Genomic DNA, 16,119 nt, shown 5'->3' on the forward strand with positions numbered 1-16,119 from the left:
CGGCGGTGCGGCGGTGCGGCGGGACGGCGTCAGTCGGTCGAGTCGGAGAACCAGACGAGCGCAGGTGTCGCGCCGTCGTCCGCGGTCGCGGGTCGCAGCCCGAGGCCCTGTGCGGAGGCGGCGAGCACACCGGCACGGTCGCCGAGGGCCTGCCGCGCGCCGAAGTCGAGTGCCGGACCGGCGAGGCCGTCGTCGGCGCCCAGGTCGAGCCCCGCCAGCGCGTCGGAGACCTTGCTCACGTCCGTGCTCCGGGCCGACCCGACGGCGGTCACCAGGGCGACGACGGCGTCGTGGCTGCGGGCGTCGGCCACGGTCGCCACCGAGGCGAACGACCGGTCGCCGGTCAGGTTCTTCGCGTCCGCGTCGTCCGCCAGCACCCGGACGCCGCCGAGGAACGCCGACATGGCACGACCCTCGGCGTTCGAGGACAGGGCGCGGGCGTCGTCGGTCTCGACACCGACGGTGCGGAACGTGCCGCTGAGGCTGCCGCCCGCCTGGGCGAGCGCCGCCGCGAAGGCAGGACTGGTGGCCTCGGGGGTCAGGACGACCGGAGCGGTGACGTTCGCCTCCTGGAGTGCTGCGACGAGGGCACCCTGTCGACCGGCCGGACCGCTGACGACGACGGCGTCGGAGTCCGGAGCCGCCTGTTGGGCACCGTCCTGCGTGGTGCCGGCCTGCGTGGTGCCGGCCTGCACGGTTCCCTCCTGGCCGTCGGTCGTCGCGGCGTCGGTGGAGCCCGCCGCTGCGCCGGTGCGCTGCGCGATCGTCGTGGCGAGCGCGCCGAGGTCGGGTGCGCTCGTCGCATCGAGGACGTGGGCGAACCGGACGCCGGACGGCGCCCCGCCGCCCAGGTCCACGAGCAGCGGCGACGCAACGTCACCGAGCGCGTCCTGCAGTGCCGCAGCGACGGACTCCGTCGACGGCGCGGTCGACCAGGCGTCGTCACCGCCGGCCGCGTAGGGCGCGACGACCGGGATGCCGGCGTCGGCCGCCGCGGTGTAGGCACCACGGACGTGGTCGCCGGACGTCGCCACCACGATGCCCGAGACGCCGTCGGCCGCAAGTGCTTCGACGGCCTTCCGGGCGCCGTCGGCCGACCCGCCGTCGTTCTTCGTCACGAGCTGCACGTCGGTGCCGCCGAGCTCCAGGCGACGCTGCGCCACGAGGGCGCCCTGCGCGGCGTCGTCCCACTGCGCGCCCTCACCGTCGCCGAGCGTGACCACGACGCCGATCTTCGTGCCGTCGGGGACGTGGGCGACGCTGATCGGCACCGGGGCCGTCGCGGAGACCGCCTCGGCCGGGGTCGAGGCCGAGACGCGCACCGCGAGCACCGCGGTGACGACGGCGGCGACCACGAGGACGGCCACCGCGACGATGATCGCGGTCCGCCGACGCTTCCGGGTCCGGGCAGCATCGGTCGTGGTCGGGTCGTCTGCGCCCTGCTCGTCAGCAGTCGCCTCGGTCGGGTGGTCCTGCACGTGGCTCATCGCTCGGCTCCGATCCGGAAGGCGTAGAGCGTCGTCGACGTCGCGCTGGACGGCACGTCGAGACGGAAGGCGGGGAGCTTCGCGGCCCGGTCGAGCGAGGCACGGAACTGCTCCTGCTGCAGGAGGATGCCGGCGACGTCCTCCGCCCGGACGTTGGCGTAGCCCGAGGCGTTCTGCGACGCGAGGGCGAGCTGGTAGTCGGCGGAGTCGGACTTCGCCGCGCTCGTGGCCATCGCGCCGAGGATGCCGGAGCCGTTGACCTTGCGGTCACCGAGGTCGAGCATCACGCGGTTGAGGTCGCCGGTGAGCAGCGTGCTCGCACCCTCGACGTCGCGGACCGAGGCGCTGGTGCTCGCGTCGATGCGCTGCAGGCTCGCGGCGGTCTGCGCGTCCACCGACGAGGCGAGGCTGCTGCTCTGTTCACGGAGGGCACCCTTCTGCTCGTCGATGGTGCCCTTCGAGTCGCTCGTCACCTCGCCCGAGGTGGTGCGGAGGCCGGCGATCGACTTGTCGAACGCGTCGACGACGGCATCTCGACTCGTTGCGGAGGCTTTGCCGACAATGCGGACCTGCGACCGCAGCGCCTCAGCGAGCGCGTCTGTCGAGCTGTCGGAAGCATCGGCAAACGACTTCTGGACCTGGTCAGCCAGCTCGAGCTGCGTCTTCTGCACGGACTCGAGCTGCTCCGCAACAGTTGTTCGCTGGGACTGGGCTTTCTCGATACCGGAGCGAAGGTCCTCAACCGTCTTGTCGATGTTCGAGCCCCCGGTTGTCGAGGCGGCACGAACCTCCTTGATCGCCGCCTGGAGTTCATCGAGCTGCGATCGAAGGTTTCCCACCGATCCGCCGACCGTTCCTTCTGCTGCCCCTTCGGTCTTCGTACCGTCGGTGACTTCTTGCCAACGGTTTGCCTGGTCATCGAGGCGCGCATCCATCGGTGTGTCGAACCCTGGTCCGGGGCTCAGCTTCGTGTCCGGTGCAGCTCCCGCGCAGGGCTCTGCCGTGAGGTAACCGCGCAGACGCGCTGCATCTTCGTCGGAGATGCGATCCAACGTCGCGAGCAAGCAGAGCTGATCTGCAACTGCTGCGTTCTGACGCTGCATCGAGAAGGGCAACCCGGCTCCGTCGATGAGCGACCGAGCCGAGTCAGCCTGCTCGTGCACGGCTCGCAGGGCAGCTTGCAGTTCGTCGGAACGGGCACTCAAGGCGGTGGAACTCTCGTCCAGAGCGTCCAGCGCGCCCGCGAGCTTCGACGCGTCGGCACCGGCCTGGTAGTCGTCGAGCGCCTTGGAAAGGTTGTCGAGGGTCGTCTTGAGCTCGACGACGCTGCCCGACGCATCCTCGAACTTCTGCCCGCGCAGGACTGTAGCGATGTCGTCGCCGGCCTTCACCAGGCCCACGAGCGACTGGTTGATCGACTTCGAGGAAGCGAAGAGAGAGCACGTCAGCGATTCGACGTTCTCGCCCAGCGCACAACTGGCTTCGTCCGGCTGCTCCGGCCCGACCGCGGCGGCCAGCTGCGCGGTCACCTCCTGCTTGCAGGTCTCACTCGCCTCGGCGTAGCCCTCGAGCTGCGCGGACACGCGCAGCAGGTTCCCGTAGACGCTCGAACCCGCCGTGCCTGTCTGCGGGACCGCGGCACAGCCCTCGCCGTCGAGCACCGGCGCCGGAGCGGCCGCCGAGGTGTCACCGAGCAGCGCATCGAGGCTGCCTGTCGTCTGCTGCAACTGCTGCAGCACCGTCGACTGCGTCGCCTGCACGGTCGAGCCGAGGTCCCCGTTCAGCGAACCGAGCTCGCCCGACAGCGACTGCATCGTGCTCGCGAGCGAAGCACTGCTCTCCTGCAGCCGCTCAGCCGTCCGCACACCGAGGGTCTCGGACGTCGACTCGAGGTTCGTGCGGACCTCGGTGATGGTGCCGCCGGCACGGGCGAGCACCTCGTTCACCTGCGCGATGAGGTCGATCGTCCGGCGTTGCAGCGCGAGCTCGGAGTCCGTCTCGGAGCCGAACGCCCCGTTCATCACGCCGCTGGTCGACAGGTCCGTCGTCAGTCCGGGCTGCGCCGCGACGTCGATCGCGGGCGTCGAGAAGTCGCGGACGTCGGCGACGAGGTGCAGCGTGCTGCTCGCTCCCGACGTCGGCGGCGCCAGCAGCCGGCCCCACTGGACGACCGCGTCGCCGGAGGCGTTCGTGCTCACGACGCCGTCGGTGGCGGCGCCGCCGTCGACCGACTCGGTCACGATGCGGTCCGGAGCGACCCCGTCGAGCACGGTCGAAGCGGCGACGCTGAACGGTGCGCCGACCAGCGCCGGGGTCGAACGAGAGGCTCCCGCGACGTCGTAGGTGAGGTCCTGCGACCGGACCGTGAGGTTCTCGACGGTCACGTCGATCTCGACGCGACCGGAGTACCCGTCGAGGTCGGCGAGGTCGGTCCCGGAGCGCTTGTCGGTCGTGTACTGGGTGGTGATCCGGAGCGGCAGGTCTCCGGCCGCGTCCTTCACGTCGTGGTCGACGGTCTTCGACGACGAGCGCTTGCCGGCGACCGAGATCGTCGTGTCCGAGATCGCGTTCACCGCACCGTTCGTGGTGAGCGTCGTGTCCACGGTCTGCAGCACACGTGACGGATCCGTCACCTGGTCCTGGTCGGCGGTGCAGCCGGAGAGCACCAGCGCGAGTGCACCCGTCACGGCCGCCACTCCCGCGATGCGGCTCCCCTGCCGAGTCCCGGTCCCCCCGGCGCGCGTCAACATCACGATCGTCCCCCTCAAGAATCGACTGCGTGGTCGATCCTAGCCGCTGAAATACCGTGAGGTTCCGTTCTCCACAGGTCGCCATCACCCCCGTTCGAGCCACAGCCCGGCGACATGCGAACTTGCGCGGTCCTGTGGAATTGATACTCTGCACACCGCACCCTGGGGGGATCGCCGAACACGACCTGGTGGTCGGGGATGCATGATCGAGTGGTCGACCGTCCGAACGTGGCGGTCGGCCACTCGGCCCAGGGGCCGCAGCACGAGGGGGACGACACATGTGGATCACGATCACGTCCGTGGGCATCGCGATGGTGGCGGCGTTCGTCATCACGAGATCCGTGACGGCGGCGACCAAGCACAGCGACCGTCGCCGGCGCGAGCGCGGGGAGACGCTGCCGAGCGAGGGCGGCGCGCTCGTCACCGTGCGCCTGCGGACCTTCCAGTGGGTGCTCATCCGCGTCGTCGCCATCGTCTTCGTCGTGGTCGGAGCCCTGCTGTCGCTCGGCACCGCCACGACGATCTCGACCGGTGTCGAACCCAGCCTCGTCGTCGTGGCGATCGTCCTCCTGCTGGCCGGTATCGGGGGCATCGTGCTGTCCCGATCGATGCGCCGGACACGGGTGCTCGCCATGGAGGACCACCTGCTGGTCCGTCAGGGCCTCCACCAGGAGCGCCGCGTCGACCTCGGCGAGATCGCTGCGGTGCTGCCGATCGCCAACCAGTACGGCGGCCTGCAGGCACGTGACGTGACCGGCAAGCGACTCTTCTCCGTGATGGGCCTGGCCCGCGGCTACGCGGAGCTCGAGGCGTACCTGCAGGAGCGCGTCGTCCGTCCCCGCGCGACGGCCCAAGCAGCGCTCCGACCGAACGGCGTCCCGATCCCACCCTGGCGCGGGGTCGCCTGTAGCGCCGACTGGACCACCGCCCCACTCGGTCCCGGCGGTCGCCTGCGTCCGGTGATCCGCCTGTTCGTCGGCGGCGACGTCGTCGCGCTGCACCCCGGAGAGGTCCGCGCTCTCATCGACGGCAGGGCAGGGGTCGTCGAATCCGACTCGCAGCCCCTCGCGTTCTTCGCCAGCCCTGCGCTCGTCGCCCCGACGTCGCTCGGGGGGCGGCAGCTGGCCGGTCTGCCGCCGGAGAGCCTCGCCCTCCTGTACGACGCCCAGGACGCACCGGCAGTCGTCCTCCGTGACAGCGATGCCGTCACGTTCCGCGCGTGGGTGAGCGGGCTCCCGCGCTGACCGTCGGCGGCTGATCCTGCACGACCCGGCCTGGAGGCGCGGTGCCGGTCCGACGGACGGCCCGCTCTGTCGGGGCGGTCGCCGGACGGCCCGCTCTGTCGGGGCGGTCGCCTCGTGCTGTCGCGTGCTGCTCCGGTGGCGGTCGCGCGCTCACTCGGACGGGGTGCGTGGCGGGAACGATCCAGCGCGGTGGGCTGAGGCGACACCGGCGGCCAGACGGCGAGCTCGCCGTCGAGCGGCGAGCACCTGTCGCCTGGCTCTCGCCCACCGCCGCGTGTGCCTGGTGCGGATCCTCCGGATGATGCTCTCGACCGTCTGCACCGCGAGGAGCGGCGCACCCACGGCCAGCAGCGGCAGTGCTGTGAACGCGTAGTTGCGACCGTCGTCGACGTTCCTCGCGAACATCCCGTGCAGCTCCTCGGACCGGACGCCGGCGGTCGTCGGATCGTCCGGGTCGACCATGATCTGCAGGCGCTGTCCGACCCGGTAGAAGTCTGGATCGCTCGACACCGTGTACTCGTCGAGCGTCGTCTCGTACTCGACACCCTCGTACCGTTGCCGCGTCACCGGCGTGTACTCGCTGTGCCCTCGCCCCTTGTACCCGGTGACGTGCACACGCTCGACGTCCACGACCTCACCGGTGACGACCACACCGGTCCGCCGGAGTGCGTCGTCGTAGCGCAGCGCCTCGTCACCCTCGCCGTGCAGGATCGCCCCCAGCGCGGCGGCGCAGAACGCGCCCGCGCACAGCATGAACGGGCCGAGCTCACGCAGCCACTCCCCACCCGCCGTGCGCAGCCCGCGGCCCGTCGTCTCCTTGCGCCGCCTCGCCCCCACGTCCGGGAACAGCACCCGGGCGAGGAGCGCACCGGCCAGCACCGCGGGCAGCCACCCGTACTGCAGCGGCCCCCAGTCCGACGCGTGGTCGACGAGGACGACGAGCACGACGAAGCTCCCGAGGAACAGCACCGTCGGTACGAGGCAGCCCGCTGCGCCGACGCGCACGAGCGCCGCACCGTAGCCGAGTCCGACGACGGTGACGACGGCGAACGCCCAGCCCTGGACGCCGAAGTGCCCGAGCTCGATGAGCCCGCTGCTGTTCAGTGCCACCGCCGCGAGGAGCGTGTGGAAGACCCGGCGTGCAGGAGTCACCCCTCCTCAGCCTCCGCCCGGGGTCAGCAGTCGGCGCTGGTAACCGAGAAGTCGATCGTGCGGTCCGTGCCGTCGAAGACGTACGAGTAGCGCATCACGATCGCCTTCGACAGCAGGTCACGCGACTCCTTCTTCTGGCAGACGTTCGACACGACCGACGACTTGAGGTCCGCCGCGGTCAGGCTCGCCGGATCGACCGAGGAGTCGATCGTGTAGGCGTACTCGAGCTGCGCGCCGTCGGCCGTCACGCCGTCCCAGCGGGTCACCTCGTCGAGCTCGAGCGGGAAGGTGTAGTTCTCGTTGACCTGCTTCGCCGCCTCGGTCGCGAGGGCCGACGGCGAGGGCTCGGCGGTGGCGTTGAAGAACGCGCGGACGCCCAGCGACGCACCAACCGCGGCGATGACGGCGACGACCGGGATGAGGATCCGGAGTGCGACGTTCTTCCCCTTCTTCTCCGGGGTCGGCGGCTGCCAGGGGGGAACGCTCCCGCTCGCGCCGGCGTAAGGCTGCTGCTGGTACCCGGGCGCCTGCTGGCCCGGCTGCTGGAAGCCGGGCATCTGCTGCCCGTTCGGCTGGCCGAAGCCGGGCGCCTGCTGGTCAGGCTGCTGGAAGCCGGGCGCCTGCTGGTCCGGCTGCCCGTTGTTCGGCTGCCAGTCGCCGGGCTGCCCGTTGTTCGGCGTCGTCATGGTGGTCCTTCGCGGTCAGCACTCGCGCGCCGGACGTCCCCGAAGTTCCGTGCTCCGGCCGACCTGCGGCCGGCTTCTCACGCCCCCTCGAGCGCCGGCGCCCCCTGTGCGCGGTACTCGATGTCAGGCGCCAGCAGGGCCGGCGCCTGCATCCAACGTATCAGGCCGGGGTGGCTCCGACCCTGCTCCCGTCCCGGCACGGTCAACCGCGTCAGCACCACGGCGATCCCCAGCGTCGAGGCTCCGACGCCTCGCGACGCACCTGTCTGTCTGTCAACCTCGACCCTCTTCGGGCAGTGGTGCCGAATCCGATACGATCACCGGGGTCCGGAAGAAGTGCAGCACCGAACGCCACCGGTAGGAAGCAGCGCCCACCGCGAACCGGTGACCAGTGCCTCGCTTGAAGCTTGCAGCCAGACGCTCCTTGTTGGCCTCGTCGACGCCCCGGCGCAGCACGAGTGGTCCACAGTCATCCGTGGCGATCTCGACCTGATCGTACGTGGCCCCGATTCCACGTCCTGACGTCGATCCACCCGTAGCGGGAGACGCCGATTCGACGACGCAGGTCACCCAGATGGGGTGCTCCCGGTCGTAGTGCCTGAACGCCTCCCCTGCTGCCAGGAGTCCAGCGACTCCGAGGACGATCACCCCGAGCATCCCGAAGACGAATCGGTTCCCTCGCTTCGCCCCCGGCGCGCGCCCCACCTGCGCCTTACTGACCCGTTCTCTTCTCATCCTCGCTCCCATCCCCGAACCTCTGGCACCGCCCCGAGCACGGACAATGGTGCACGCAGACTCAGCGAGGCCTCACCCAAGGTGATCCGGTACCTCTTGCCCCTCTCGAAGGTCGATGCGACAGCGGCACTGTTCTCACTCGTGACGCCGTCCCGGATCACGAGATGCCCACAGTTGGACGTGTGGAGGTCCACCTGCTCGGTGTACGAACCCACACCACGGCCGGAGTGCGTAGAAACTGTGGAGGCTTTCGCGTTCGAGATCACGCAGTCAAAGGTGATCCGGTGATCCTCGTCGTATTCCTCGATCGATTGCCGCCCGACGAAGAAGAAGGTCGCCACCGCGAGTAGGACCAGGACTGCCGCCGCCAAGACGAGTCGCCCCCTGACGACCGACAGCCGGCTCGGTGAGAAGTGGCCACGGTTCAGCCTGCTGTGCGACACACACCCCTCGCTCTTAATTCGCCATTCCGGCTACCGGACCACTGTCGGTCTCACGAATCGTATGTTCCGCACGACGATCCCTCACGCCGTTCTCCCTCTTCAACCCCGCGATCCACAGGCTCTGCATCGCTGCTCCACCCAGCCTTCATCCCTTCGTCCGCAGCAATTGATCACGGTCCATGAATCTCACTCGACGCTGCCGATCGGCCCGCCGAGTACCCGCGAACTGCCGAAGGTCCGGTCGAGGAACAGCAGCTGAAGGCGCTCAGCTGCCCCCGACAGGCTCGTAGCCGTACACCACGCGAGCGATGCTGACGGCTTCGAGGAAGCTCCGCAACCTCCAGGACCCTCCGCCGATATCAAATTCGTAACGGCCTCCGCGATCAAGCTCGTTTGCTATCTCAGCGCGGTTGACAGTAGTCACGCCGGCGCCGAGAACAAACTCTCCGCAGTTCGTCTTGATGAAGACCTGGTTCATGGAACTGCCGATTCCCTTCGACGAACGCGTAGAGCCAACAGCTGACTCTGCACTCGTGACCGTGCAATCAATGGAGATGAGGTGCGACTTGTCATAAGCAACAAGAGCCAACGGCCCTCCGATCAGGAGGGCGAGAGGCCCAAACACGATAAGCGCAAGCACGGCGAACACCTTGACCCGCCTCTGGACCACTCCCCGGCGAGCATCGTTCATCCTTGCACCTCACTCATGCACTCAGGACCCGGCGCCTGCCGCTACGCACTCCGAGCGCCCGGCGTTCTCTGCTCGACCCTCATGTCAGCAGCTCATTTGCCGCCCGAAGAAGAGCACCACCGCAAGTAATCTCGTACACTGCCATCTCTCAGCTGACTCCCGGCGCTTGAAACAAGCCTGCACGCGGGCACTCAGAAGCTCTCGCTAATCTAAGCGCTGAACCTCGACCGCCTGGTGCAAGGTTCGAAGCAAATCGCGGAAACGGTACGAAGCGGCACCGAACTGCAACTCGTAACGGCGACCATCCTGAAACTCCGCTGCAATTTGTGAAGCATTGTTTGCCGACACCCCTCTGCGTATGAACAGGACGCCGCAGTCTGAAGAATCAAGGCGCACCTGATTGAACGATGCACCAATACCGCGCACAGATCTCGATGATCCGTCACCCGCAGTCGCCGCGATGATGCGGCATTCCACCACGAGCGGGTGAGCGGCGTCATATGCCTTCAGCGTCACCGGCGCGACAAAAATCGCGGTGAATATCAGCACCATCCCGATCAGCCATGAGGAGAAAATGATTCTTCTCGACCGCATCGAGCGCTCTTTCCGCATCGACTCTGACTCCTTGCATCGATGATGCTTGCGCGCCTGGCCGAACCGCGTCAGTGTTTAGGCTTCGTAGAACCGATCGAGCCGTCGATCATGCCGTTGATACCGTCTTGAAGGAGTTCGCCTCCACGGTCGCCGTCAGGGTCCAACATCTCGACAGCAGCACACCGAGGAGTTGGACATGAAGTGCTCCTCACCACGTGGAGCACTGCGGGACTCGAGCCTGTCTCACCTCTCCGGCTCCCGACAGGAAAACGCACGCAGACGTGGTGGCGCGATTCCCTTGCACGCGGGGAGCCAGCCTCGTTGACCCGGATGGTTGATCCGCAGATCCGACGATGCATCGCGCTGCTGATGGACTCATTCGCTCAGCACTCTTATCGGCTCGCAGTCGCCCCCGTCAGGCCCGGTCGGCGCAGCTTTCTTCATCACGGACCGCTGGGCTTCCCGTGTGGATCAACTGGCACCCACGACCTCGAAGCTGTAGCCAGTGGGTGACACGCCGAAAATTGCAAGTTGAGCGCGAAGTCGGTATGCCGCGTCGCCAACAGTGAAACGGACACTGTCCGCAGTCGATACTCTCTTCGCGACGGCATCCGCGTTCGAGGAATTGATGCCGTCTTGGAGCAGGATCTTGCCACACTGCTCGGTCACGACAACGACCTGGGGCCCCGACGCACCGCCCCCCTTGAATGAGCCGCTCGATTCCGTTCCAGTGACGGCGCTACGGACGGTGCACGTGATCGACATCCGATGCGAGTCGTCGTACGCCGTGATCCCGACGGGTATCACAAAGAAGAGCAGCCCTGGAACAACGAACAGCAGCAATACTATGGCGATCCCGACGACGGGACGCTTCTTCCTCGCCGCAGTGGACGACTTCCCGGTCATGCGAACACCGTACCTCCCGCCTCTCACCATCTCCGATGGACCCCGACAGTCGGGCCGTCACCACCCTGCGCCGCGCCGGTCGTGAAGGTCTGGATGATGTTTCCGAGCGAGGGGTCTCCGCCAGGCCGGATCGCTTCGTTCACCTCGGACGACACGACGCCGACGCCGCTCGAGACGGCGTTGCCTGCTATCTCTCTTCCGACCGTGGACGTGATCCCGAAGCTGTTGACGAGTGATCCTGAGAGACGCCCTGTAGCGATGCTGGAGGCTGCTCCGGTGCCGAATCCTGTGGCGGCTGCCGTTGCGTACCCGAGCGGGTTCTTGTCCTTGATCTCGTCGTTGAAGTAGTAGTCCCCGACGTTGTTGACAGCGCCTGACGTTCCAGACGCAATTGCGCCACGGCCTGCGGACGAGAACGCCTGAGACGCCACACCCCTGACACCTGACCCGAGCGCGAGCGAAGCGGCCGGCGCGGCCTTCGCGAGACCTATCGCCGCGCCGCCACCGGCGGCACCGGCCGCTGCGCCGACGAGTGTGTCCTGACCAACCTTGCCCCAGTCGACGCGCCCGTCTGGGCCTCGATTCTTCTTGATGGAGAAACCTCCGGCCAACGCTGCTCCAGAACCTGCTGCGACAGCGAGCGCAACAACGGGTCCCAGAGGGGTGAACATAGCCCCGACCGCCAGGACGACGCCGACACCGATGGCGATGTTCGAGATCAGCTCGGAGTTCTCGTCAGCCCAGTTCCGGACTGCGCCGATGACGCCCTGGTTCGCATCCCGGTACGCCGCCAGGTCCTCATCCGTCGCCGGTCGGAGCCCCAGGGGGTCGATCGCGTGCATCGGATCGTTCCCGGCGTACGAGTACGGGTTCGCCGACCACGCCGCACCGAGCACGGGCGCCAACGGGTCCGTCGACAGGAAGCCCCGCGCCGCCGGGTCGTACACGCGCGCCCCGAGCCACTCCAGCCCCGCGATCGACAGCCCGCCGTCAGCGGTGAGCGAGACGCCGGTGGGTAGCGCCGCTCCCTGGACCGATGCGAGCACCGCCCACGGGTCCGAAGGGTCCGTGGAACGAGCGGTCCGCCAGCCTGCGATCGACCAGGCATCACCCACGGCGACCGCGCCGCCCGGCAGGTCGAGCACGCTCTCCCCGCCGATCGACACCATCGCGGGCAGCGGCGCGGCGGAGTCCCACCACACCTCGGCGCCGCCGACCTCCGCGAGCTCTCCGAGCACGTCGGTCCACACCTCGGCCCGACCGGTCTCACCGTACGAACGGTCCCGCGACACGACGGCGGTCAGCGACCCGAGGTCGGACCAGGCGTACTCCTCGGTCGACCCGTCCGGGCGGGTACGACGGATCCGTCGACCGAGCCCGTCGTACAGGTACTCCGTCCGCTCCTCGTCCCGGACGGAGGCCGTGAGCTGCCCCGCAGCGTCGTACTCGAACGTCGTCGCAGCACCGTCGACGACCTCGCGCAGCAGCCGCCCGCCGTCGCCGTACTCCCACGCGGAGCTCCCGGCACGGACGAGCTGCCCGGCGGCGTCGTACGCGTACTCGACACGACCGACCGGACCGTCGAGCGCGACGATCCGGCCCTGGTCGTCGCGTTCGATGCGCGTGACCATCGCGCCATCGGGCGTCGTCGTCGTGTGGGCGACCAGCGCACCCCGCTCGTACGACCACGACTGGACGACGTCGCCGGTCGACGCCTGGACGATCCGCCCGGCTGCGTCGTAGGCGAAGGTCGCCGCGGCGAGCCCCTGTCGCTCGACGGCGACGGCGCGGCCCACTGCATCGCGGCGCCACTCGGTCCGTGTACCCGTGGCATCGGTTCGCGCAGTCCGGTTGCCGTCGGCGTCGTACTCCCACCGCACGGAACGCCCACCCCGGCTCCGTCGGACGAGGAGCCCGCGGCGGTCGTACTCGAGCTCGTGGTCGACCGTCCGGCCCGCACCACGGGTGTGGTCGGTGACGACGACGGTGCGGTCGACGGCGTCGCGTCGGGTCTCGCTCACCAGCCGACCGTCGACCAGGACCTCGGTCGCGCGGCCGGTGGCGTCGAAGGTCCAGCTGGTGGTCCGGCCCTCGGGGTCGGTCTGCTCCACCTGGCGACCGGCTGCGTCGTACCGCGCCGTCGTCTCGCGACCGAGCGGGTCGACGGCCGCGACCACGCGGTCCGCCCCGTCGTACCGGCGCCGCGTGACCCCGCCGGCGGGGTCCGTGACCTCGGTGAGCCGGCCCCGCTCGTCGTAGGCGAAGCGGGTGGTGCCCCCGAGCCCGTCGACGGCCTCGACCAGCTGCCCTGCAGCGTCGTAGCGGAACCGTCGGTGACCGAAGCGTGCGTCGTGACTGGAGACGAGCCTCCCGGCCCGGTCGTGGCGGTACCGGCTCGTGCCGGATCCCGCCGTCGTCTGCGCGACCACGCGGCCGACGGCGTCGTAGGTGGTCTCCTCGACCTCGCCGGTGGGCAGTGTCCGGGCGACGACGCGGGAATCCACGTCGTAGGTGAGCGTCGTCCGCGCTCCCGTGGCGTCGGCGGCCGCGGACGGCCGCCCGCACGCGTCGTACTCGTAGGTCGAGCGGGCGCCGGACGGGCTGACGATCGCGGTCACCCGCCCACCAAGGTCGCGCTCGATGCGCGTCAGGCCGCCTTCGCCGTCGACGAGCTCGACGGGCCGTCCGGCTGCGTCGTACGTCAGCAGCTCGGATCCGGTCTCGTCACTCGTCTGCTCGACGGGTCGCCCGAACTCGTCGAAACGGAACGTGGTGGCGGAGAACGCATCGCGCAGGGTCGCGACGCCGGTCGCGACGTCCCGCGCGACCTCCTGCCGCACGCCGGTCGGGTCGACGGTGGCGGCGAGGCCGCCGTTGGCGTCGTACTCGTGTCGCCAGGTCGCGCCCGTCGGGTCGGTGACGGCCTGGAGGCGCGACAACCCGTCGTGCGCGAACGTCCAGACCGCGTCACCCGGCAGGGCGAGCGCGGCGACGTTCCCCTGGTCGTCGAACGTCCGCGTGACCCGCCGACCCAGGGGGTCGACGGTGGTCGCCAGCTCGCCGCTCGCCGCGTACTCGAAGGTGGTGCGGGCACCGAGTGGATCGGTGATCGATGCGACGCGCCCACCGGCCGTGTGCTCGTACCGCCAGACGGCACCGTCGGCGTCCCGGCGCTCGACGAGGAGCCCCGCCGCGTCCCAGCGGTACTCGGTCCGTGCGCCGGACGGGCTGACCGCGGCGACCGGACGACCGGCAGCGTCACGCTCGATCCGGGCGGTGTCCCCGACCGCGTTCGTGGTCGCCACGAGCTCGCCGAAGTCGTCGTGCTCGAGGTCGAGGACGACTCCGGTCGGGTCGACCACGTGCGTGAGGACGCCGTGCGTCCACGTGAGCTCGGTGCGGCCACCGACCGGATCGACGATGACGGACGGGTCGCGGTCGTCGCCGCGGTACTCGTAGGACACGACCGCCCCGGCCTCGGTGACGACGGTGGTCACCCGGTCCTGGTCGTCGTAGCCGTAGGTGATGTCACCGCCGGAGGGGGTCACCGTCCGGGTCTTCCGACCGCGGTCGTCGTAGGCGTGCACGGTGACGGAGCCGTCCCGCTCGGTGGCCGACACCAGGTTGCCGTGTCGGTCGTAGCTCATCGACTGTCGCCGGTCGTCGGAGTCGATGACCCCGACGAGCCGACCCTTGGCATCGGCGATGTAGGAGTTCGCGCGCGAGCCGTCGTGGTCGGACACGACCGTGACGCGACCGGGCAGGTAGGCGAAGCGCACCGCTCGGCCGTGCGGGCTGACCTGTTCGACCACACGGCGCTGGTCGTCGTAGGTGTTGTCGACCTCGACGACCCCGGCAGCCGATGTCACGGTGACGACGAGGTCGTCGTCGTTCCACCCGTAGCGGCGGGTACCGACGGGGTCGGTCACGCTGACGAGTCGCCCGCGGTCGTCGTACCCGTACTCGACCCGCCGACCGTCGGAAGCCCGGAGGACCGCGACGCGTCCGTCGACGTGCTCGATCTCGACCCAGCGGCCGCGTTCGTGCTCGAGCCGGACGACCAGGTCCTCGGTGTCGCGGACAACCCGGACCGCCGTCCCGACCCCGCCGCGCTGTCCGGTCCAGAGACCGGACGGGGTGAAGTCGATCCGGACCCCGGCGTTGTCGCGCACGACGAGCAGGTCGCCCTCGGCGGCGAGCCAGCGGTTCTCGCCGACACCGCGGTCCCAGCCCTCGCCGGAGCGCTGGAAGCGGATCTGTCGGCCGTCGGCGCCGACGAAGGTCGCCCCCTCGTCGTCGAGGAGCAGACGCGTCTCGAGGATCGACGACCAACCCGGGCCGAAGAGCCCGACGTGCTCGTCGAGGGAGTTGTACATGCGGGTGACCTCGAGCGAGGCCGAGGCACCGGTGAACCCGAGGTCGAGCTCCGGTTCGAGGAAGTTGCCGGTCGTGGTGTTGACCGGGTCCATCGAGAAGCCCGTCGTGGGCTGGGCGCCGTACGCCGACGGCGGCTCGAACTGCAGGTCCTGGCGGGTCTCGGAGACACCGGCGGCTGCGAGGGCCGCGGCGAGCGCGGAGTCCGCGACCGTCGAGACGTTGCCCTCGCCGCCGGCCGCGGTGAAGGCATCCGCGATGGTGGTGGCCCACTCCGCGTCCTGGGCGTTCGCGTCGAGCCACTGCTCGAAGGCGGTGACGACGCTGTCAGCGTCGATGTGGCCCCACGAGCACTTGGCGGCGAAGTCGGTGAGCTTCCCCCGCAACGCGGCTGGTCGTCCTTCGAGGGCGCTGTCCAGCGACACCGAACCGGTCGCGAAGGAGCGGAGGTCGCTCGGACGCGCCGACGACGTCCCGCCGCCTCCGCCCCCACCGGAACCCGGGTTCGGCGTCTCACGGGGCCGCGCGCGCACGTCCGGTTCCTTGAAGGTCGGCGGCGCGTCGTTCTTGATGTCCGGCATCGGGTCGTAGTGGAAGGTGTCGTTCCAGAAGTCCTGCAAGCCGTTCCGCTCGTCCTCGCGCTCCTGCCACTCGCGAGCGCGCCTGCGGTTGTCCCGCTCCTTCGCCGCGGCTTCCTTCATCTGGCCGACCCAGCCAGCGACCTTCTCCAGCGCCGTCGCGATCCGGTCGGCGTCCGAGTCGGCCACATCGGCGTTCGACGAGAACAGCTGGGCGAAGCGGCCGCGGAACTCCTGCGACGCGGTCGAGACGTACGAGCGACGGGAACCGCGTTGGCCGTCGATCGCCCCCGCCGCGGACTTCATCGCGCTCTGCAACGCATCGGCCGTCGCGTCGTCGAACTCGATCGGATCCATGTTGGCGTGGATCTGGGCCATGGTCGTTCCCCCCGGAGCTGGTGCTGGACGTGCTGGTGGTGCTGATCGTGCTGGTCGCGCGAGTTGCACGCGTCGTGCTGTGGTGCGGTCGGCCCCCCGAC

10 protein-coding genes are annotated in these 16,119 nt (G+C 69.5%); 1 reads left to right on the forward strand and 9 read right to left on the reverse strand.

The genetic code is table 11. From position 1 onward, the window contains the following. Positions 1-29 precede the first annotated feature (29 nt). Positions 30-1,487 (reverse strand): ABC transporter substrate-binding protein, encoded by a 1,458-nt coding sequence (locus tag ABIC52_RS01895; RefSeq protein WP_354026482.1) that lies wholly within the window; start codon positions 1,485-1,487, stop codon positions 30-32. Continuing rightward, positions 1,484-4,174, reverse strand: a complete 2,691-nt coding sequence (locus ABIC52_RS01900; RefSeq protein WP_354026483.1) for a hypothetical protein — start codon at positions 4,172-4,174, stop codon at positions 1,484-1,486. Before ABIC52_RS01900 ends, ABIC52_RS01895 begins: the two co-directional genes overlap by 4 nt. Positions 4,175-4,515: 341 nt before the next feature. On the opposite strand from ABIC52_RS01900, the gene ABIC52_RS01905 reads away from it, so the two are divergent. Further along, positions 4,516-5,481: a hypothetical protein gene (locus ABIC52_RS01905; RefSeq protein WP_354026484.1), complete on the forward strand. Its 966-nt coding sequence runs from the start codon at positions 4,516-4,518 to the stop codon at positions 5,479-5,481. Positions 5,482-5,631: 150 nt separating this feature from the next. Here ABIC52_RS01905 and ABIC52_RS01910 read toward each other — a convergent pair whose 3' ends face one another. The 7 genes from ABIC52_RS01910 to ABIC52_RS01940 form a co-directional block, all read right to left on the reverse strand. Next, on the reverse strand, positions 5,632-6,633 hold the full coding sequence (locus ABIC52_RS01910; RefSeq protein ID WP_354026485.1) for a DUF3592 domain-containing protein: 1,002 nt from the start codon (positions 6,631-6,633) through the stop codon (positions 5,632-5,634). A 23-nt stretch (positions 6,634-6,656) separates the two neighbouring features. Continuing rightward, the gene (locus ABIC52_RS01915) at positions 6,657-7,319 is read right to left on the reverse strand and encodes a hypothetical protein (RefSeq protein WP_209823829.1); all 663 of its coding nucleotides are present in this window, start codon (positions 7,317-7,319) and stop codon (positions 6,657-6,659) included. A gap of 731 nt (positions 7,320-8,050) precedes the next feature. Then, entirely contained in the window at positions 8,051-8,497 is a 447-nt protein-coding gene (locus ABIC52_RS01920; RefSeq protein WP_126890873.1) for a hypothetical protein, read from the reverse strand. A gap of 265 nt (positions 8,498-8,762) precedes the next feature. Then, the gene (locus ABIC52_RS01925; RefSeq protein ID WP_126890874.1) at positions 8,763-9,188 is read right to left on the reverse strand and encodes a hypothetical protein; all 426 of its coding nucleotides are present in this window, start codon (positions 9,186-9,188) and stop codon (positions 8,763-8,765) included. 204 nt (positions 9,189-9,392) lie between these two features. After that, entirely contained in the window at positions 9,393-9,800 is a 408-nt protein-coding gene (locus ABIC52_RS01930) for a hypothetical protein (protein ID WP_209675457.1), read from the reverse strand. A 453-nt stretch (positions 9,801-10,253) separates the two neighbouring features. Beyond that, entirely contained in the window at positions 10,254-10,688 is a 435-nt protein-coding gene (locus ABIC52_RS01935) for a hypothetical protein (RefSeq protein ID WP_354026486.1), read from the reverse strand. 23 nt (positions 10,689-10,711) lie between these two features. Then, a complete protein-coding gene (locus ABIC52_RS01940) occupies positions 10,712-16,018 on the reverse strand; it encodes a DUF6531 domain-containing protein (RefSeq protein ID WP_354026487.1) in 5,307 nt (1,768 codons plus the stop codon). Between the last annotated feature and the right edge of the window lie 101 nt (positions 16,019-16,119).

Source organism: Curtobacterium oceanosedimentum (genome assembly GCF_040545555.1).
Classification (GTDB): Bacteria; Actinomycetota; Actinomycetes; order Actinomycetales; family Microbacteriaceae; genus Curtobacterium.

Coding starts and splice junctions, on each gene's coding strand:
- ABIC52_RS01895 (WP_354026482.1), bottom strand. CDS start 1,487: ATGAGCCACGTGCAGGACCACCCGACCGAGGCGACTGCTGACGAGCAG.
- ABIC52_RS01935 (WP_354026486.1), bottom strand. CDS start 10,688: ATGACCGGGAAGTCGTCCACTGCGGCGAGGAAGAAGCGTCCCGTCGTC.
- ABIC52_RS01930 (WP_209675457.1), bottom strand. CDS start 9,800: ATGCGGAAAGAGCGCTCGATGCGGTCGAGAAGAATCATTTTCTCCTCA.
- ABIC52_RS01915 (WP_209823829.1), bottom strand. CDS start 7,319: ATGACGACGCCGAACAACGGGCAGCCCGGCGACTGGCAGCCGAACAAC.
- ABIC52_RS01940 (WP_354026487.1), bottom strand. CDS start 16,018: ATGGCCCAGATCCACGCCAACATGGATCCGATCGAGTTCGACGACGCG.
- ABIC52_RS01905 (WP_354026484.1), top strand. CDS start 4,516: ATGTGGATCACGATCACGTCCGTGGGCATCGCGATGGTGGCGGCGTTC.
- ABIC52_RS01925 (WP_126890874.1), bottom strand. CDS start 9,188: ATGAACGATGCTCGCCGGGGAGTGGTCCAGAGGCGGGTCAAGGTGTTC.